Genomic DNA, 4,925 nt, shown 5'->3' with positions numbered 1-4,925 from the left:
GTGGGCGTCGTGCGTTCTCTCAAGGACCTGTCGGAGACCGAGTGGGCGGAGTATTGGGGAGCCGTTCGGGAGGTACCGGACCGGTTTGGCGGTACGTACCGATTGCCCGGCCACCCGTGGCATTTCTCCGAAAGCGTCCTCAACGAAGCCTTGCCGCCTGCCTTCCAGGGCGAACATAACGACGCAATCCTCAGGGAACTCGGCATCTCGGACGCGGAGATCGAAGCGTACAATCGCGCGAAGATGCTAGTTCGCACCGCCCTTCGCGCAGACGAAGGACGCCACAACGCGAAGCCATCCCCCAAGGGGAGGTTTGAATGCTGCAACTAACGCCCGACCGGACGTGCGAAATCCTCGCCGATCCGGCCTTCAAGGAGCTTGTTTCGGCACGCGCCAGGCTTCGTTGGACCCTTTCGATCGTGACGCTGATCATGTTCTTCGGCTTCATCGCGTTGATCTCTACTGCCCAAGGTGCGCTCGGCGCGACTGTCGCGGGAAGCCCCATGCCGCTCGGGCTTCTACTAGCGCTCTTCATGATCGTGCTGGTCGTCTTCCTGACCGGCCTTTACGTCCGGCTGTGCAATTCGCGCTTCGACGAACGCGCCCGCGCCTTGAATCGGGAGTTCGGCCAATGAGGCTTTGGTATCTCTTGGCCGCGGCCCTCGCTGCGTTTCCGCGCACGGCGTCGGCGCAGATGGTCGCCGCGACGGCCGCCCCCGGTCCGGACTGGATGGCCATCGGCATGTTCGCGGCGATCATCGTCGCCACGCTCGTCATTACCTATCGCTCGGCGGGCAGCACGAAATCGAAGGCGGATTTCTATACCGCCGGCCACGCGATCACGCCGCTTCAGAATGGGCTCGCGATTGCCGGCGACTTCCTGTCGGCGGGCGCGTTCCTCGGAATTTCGGCGCTGATCTATGCCAACGGACTCGACGGACTCCTGTACGTGCTCGGCTTCCTCACCGGCTGGCCAATCGTCCTGTTCCTGATGTCGGAGCGGATGCGCAACCTCGGCAGCTATACCTTTGCCGATGCCGCCGCGTTCCGCCTCGACCGGACTCCCATCCGGCTGGTCGCGGCGACCGGAAGCCTCGTCGTCGTGCTGTTCTATCTGATCGCGCAGATGATCGGGGCTGGCAAGGTCATCGAACTTCTGTTCGGTGTCAACTATTTGTTCGCGGTGATCGGCGTCGGCGTCCTGATGATCCTCTACGTCACTGTCGGCGGCATGCAGGCGACGACCTGGGTGCAGATCATCAAGGCGGCCTTGCTGTTGTGCGGCGGAACGCTGCTGGCGCTGGCCGTGCTCTGGCACTTCGATTTCAGCTTCGGCGAGTTGTTCGCCGCCGCCAGCAAGATTCATCCAAAGGGGAGCGCGATCCTCGCGCCCGGCGGATTGTTCGCCGAACCGGTCTCCGCCATTTCGCTGGGGCTTGCGCTGGTGTTCGGAACGGCCGGCCTTCCCCACATCCTGATGCGCTTTTTCACGGTGAAGGATGCCGCCGGCGCGCGCAAATCCGTGTTCTATGCCACGAGCTGCGTTGCTTATTTCTGTCTCGTCACTCCCCTACTAGGATTTGGCGCGGTGCCGATCCTGATGTCGGATTCAAGCTATTTCCATGTCGGCGCATCGGGGCAGTTCAACAAGATCACCGACCTGATTGGCGGCCCAAACATGGCGTCGATCCATCTTGCCCACGCCATTGGCGGCCCGATTCTGCTCGGCTTCATTTCGGCGGTCGCGTTTGCGACGAGTCTCGCGGTCATCGCCGGATTGACGCTCGCCGGCGCCTCCGCCGTCAGCCACGACATCTACGGCCAGGCGATCGCGAGCGGACGCGCGTCGGAGGCACGCGAAGTGTGGATTTCGAAAATTGCCGCCGTCGTGATCGGTATCGTCGCGGTGCTGCTCGCCTACGCCTTTGAAAACCAGAACGTGGCATTCATGGCGGGTCTTGCGCTTTCGGTCGCCGCAAGCTGCAACTTCCCGGTTCTTGCGATGGCAATCTTCTGGCGCGGCACCACCACGCGCGGCGCGGTGGCCGGGGGCCTTGCCGGCCTCGTCGCTTCCGTCGTCCTGGTAGTGCTCAGCAAGACCGTCTGGGTCGCCGTGTTCAATTTCAAGGCGGCACCATTTCCCTACGAAAATCCTGCGCTGTTCTCGATGCCGCTCGCCTTCCTCTTCACCTGGCTGTTCTCGGTGACGGATCAAAGCGCACGCGCCATCCGCGAGCGCAAGGCATTCGATGCGCAGTTCGTCCAATCCGAGATTGGCATGGCGCCCGCGACGGAGAGCCGAACCTTGGCGCCGGCAGCATCCTGATGGGGAAGGGGCGTGGGACGTCACCGCGAACATCAGCACAGGAAAGATCCGTGACTCTGAACATTCAATGGCTTCGAAACGCTTCAACCACGGAAGGCATCGAGGTGACGTCGACGCCGCTGCCGGTCGAACATATGGTCGTCAAGACCATGAAGCCCTATCCGGAAGTCAAGGCCGGGATCGAGAAGCTCGGCCGCTTTGGCGATGGCATGCGCGCCATGCTGGCGAAAAACGACATCGAGGGCCTGCGCGCCGCGGCGCAGCGTATCGCCGGCGAAGACGGGCTTGCGATCCACTACGTCGCGCTTCACGGCGATCTTCTCGCCCTGAAGGGCGAACGCCGTCCGCTGATCGCCTACTATATCGGCAACGCGTTGTCGGCGACCGAAATGACCCAAGGTCAATGCGGCCGCCGGCCTCTATGCGCCGCTACGGGTCGTGGTCTATGCAAATTCGCAGGGTGGCACGACCATGGAATATGACAGGCCGACCTCGATGTTCGGCCAGTTCAAGAGCGCGGAGATCGACGCGATGGCGCAATCGCTCGACCACCGGCTTCTCACCTTGCTGAAGAACGTGAGCATGTAGAAGGGGCCGGCGCGCGCTGATCCGCGTGCCGTCCATTTTTGAGCGATAGGACACACCATGACAGAATCCCGCACTCTCGACGAGACCCACGATCCGGCACGAGGCAGCTTTGTCGAAGTCGCCAACCGCACGGATACGGATTTCCCGATCCAGAATCTACCGTTCGGCGTGTTCAGCAGCAAGGCCGACCCAAATCTCCGGATTGGCGTGGCGATTGGCGACCAGGTCTTGGACCTGAAGAAAGCGAGCGGGGCCAGCGAACGTTTCGCGCAAGAGACGCGCGATGCCTTGCAGGAGACGTCGCTCAATTCGCTGTTTGCGCTCGGTCTCGCCGCGATGCGCGACATGCGCCGCACGGTCGGTGACATGCTCGACCAGGGCAGCTCCGGTAATCAGGTCCGACGGCATGCGTCGGATCTGCTGACATCCATGGACGCATGCACCCTCCATCTCCCGACGAAAGTGTCGAACTACACGGATTTCTATGCCGGCATCTATCACGCCCGCGCCGCCGGCGCGCTGCTGACGCCGGAAAATCCGCTGCCTGAGAATTACAAATGGGTGCCGATCGCCTATCACGGCCGGGCCTCGTCGGTGCAGGTCGGGCAGGGCGCGGTACGTCGGCCGCTCGGCCAGCGGCCGCCGGCTACGGCCGGCACACCCCCGAGTTTTGGTCCGTCCGAACGGTTGGATTTCGAGCTCGAGATGGGCTTTTATCTTGCGAGCGGCAACCGGCTCGGCAAGCCGATCCCGATTGCCGAGGGAGCGCAGGAGATCGTGGGCTTCTCGCTGTTGAACGACTGGTCGGCGCGCGACATTCAGCGCTGGGAGATGTATCCGCTCGGACCCTTCCTCAGCAAAAGCTTTGCAACCTCAGTTGCGCCCTGGGTGGTTACCGCGGATGCGCTGGCGCCTTTCCGCGTCGCAGCATTGCCGCGTGCCGAGGGTGATCCGCGTCCGCTCGATTATTTGTTCGACGCCGCAGACCAGGCCGGCGGCGGACTGGACGTCCATCTTCAAGTGCTTCTGTCGACCGAGAGGATGCGCGGCGCGAACGAGGCCGCCGTCGAGATCCTCACCTCGAATGCGAAATATCTCTACTGGACGCCCGCGCAGATGGTTGCTCATCACACCATCAACGGCTGCAACCTGCAGCCGGGCGATCTCATCGGCACCGGCACGATTTCCGGACCAAGTCCTGCAGAACTCAGCAGCATGCTGGAGTTCACCAGCGCCGGGTCGAAGCCGGTTGCACTTCCGAACCGAGAACGACGTGGTTTTTTGGAAGATGGCGACGAGATCACATTCCGCGGCAGATGTTGCCGGCAGGGATACGCTACCATCGGCTTCGGATCATGCGTGGGCAGGATCGAAGCCGCCGACAGTTCAGGTATGGGAAAAACTCGTTGATATTTGCTACGGAGCTTGAATGGAATGCCGGGTTTCGCTTGTTCACGCGTATCTTGTTTCGCCTTGGCTTGATCCGGACGAGGTGTGCTACGGACAGCTTCCGACACTTTTGACAGCCATGTCGGTGCTCACTTGCTCATGTTGTTGGCGCAGACGTCCTTCTAGCCGCTCCGCTCCGGATGATGGAAATCGGAGGGCGAGCGGTTGGTCCATTTCTTAAATGCCTTTCGAAAGCTAGTTGCGTCGGCAAAACCGATACGTTCGGCGATTTGGTCTATCCCCATATGGGTATTCTCGAGAAGCTCGGTCGCGAGCGATCGCCGCATGCCGTCGACGATGGATTGATAGGACAGTCGCTCCTGCGCCAATCTCCGCTGGAAAGTACGCAAGGAGAGGCCGAGTTGAGAGGCGATCCCGACTGCGGCCGGAAATCGGTTCGGGCCGTTGAGGCATGCGGTGCGTATCCTTCGAACGAGCGTGACGTGTTCGACCGTGATTGTTTGTTTGGTCAACTCAGCCATGGGAGCATCCTTTCAGCGTGAATAGCAATCCACCAAAGTCTAAAGTTTGATATCTTCCGTCTGCCGGGCGAGTTCTGAGC

Annotated in this window: 5 protein-coding genes and 1 pseudogene; 5 read left to right on the top strand and 1 reads right to left on the bottom strand. The window is 61.6% G+C overall.

Going from position 1 to position 4,925, the window contains the following annotated elements; all coding sequences use genetic code 11:
• The 5 genes and pseudogenes from VNX23_RS27595 to fahA all read left to right on the top strand — a co-directional run.
• Positions 1-330 (top strand): annotated as a pseudogene (locus VNX23_RS27595) (CoA transferase); the annotation flags it as partial.
• The gene (locus VNX23_RS27590; protein WP_325634734.1) at positions 318-635 is read left to right on the top strand and encodes a DUF485 domain-containing protein; all 318 of its coding nucleotides are present in this window, start codon (positions 318-320) and stop codon (positions 633-635) included. The pseudogene VNX23_RS27595 and the gene VNX23_RS27590, both read left to right, overlap by 13 nt.
• Positions 632-2,326 carry a cation/acetate symporter ActP gene (gene actP / locus VNX23_RS27585; protein WP_325634733.1) on the top strand — a complete coding sequence of 565 codons (1,695 nt, stop codon included), beginning with the start codon at positions 632-634 and terminating at the stop codon, positions 2,324-2,326. Before VNX23_RS27590 ends, actP begins: the two co-directional genes overlap by 4 nt.
• Positions 2,327-2,376: 50 nt before the next feature.
• On the top strand, positions 2,377-2,808 hold the full coding sequence (locus VNX23_RS27580) for a hypothetical protein (protein ID WP_325634732.1): 432 nt from the start codon (positions 2,377-2,379) through the stop codon (positions 2,806-2,808).
• Between the two features lie 163 nt (positions 2,809-2,971).
• Positions 2,972-4,324, top strand: coding sequence for a fumarylacetoacetase (gene fahA / locus VNX23_RS27575; protein ID WP_325634731.1), 1,353 nt, complete (start codon positions 2,972-2,974; stop codon positions 4,322-4,324).
• Between the two features lie 161 nt (positions 4,325-4,485).
• Here fahA and VNX23_RS27570 read toward each other — a convergent pair whose 3' ends face one another.
• On the bottom strand, positions 4,486-4,845 hold the full coding sequence (locus VNX23_RS27570; protein WP_325634730.1) for a helix-turn-helix transcriptional regulator: 360 nt from the start codon (positions 4,843-4,845) through the stop codon (positions 4,486-4,488).
• Positions 4,846-4,925: the final 80 nt, after the last annotated feature.

It is taken from the genome of Bradyrhizobium sp., assembly GCF_035570375.1.
GTDB lineage: Bacteria > Pseudomonadota > Alphaproteobacteria > Rhizobiales > Xanthobacteraceae > Bradyrhizobium.
Note: the sequence above shows the minus strand (reverse complement) of the source record. Positions and strands in the feature narration are given on the sequence as shown.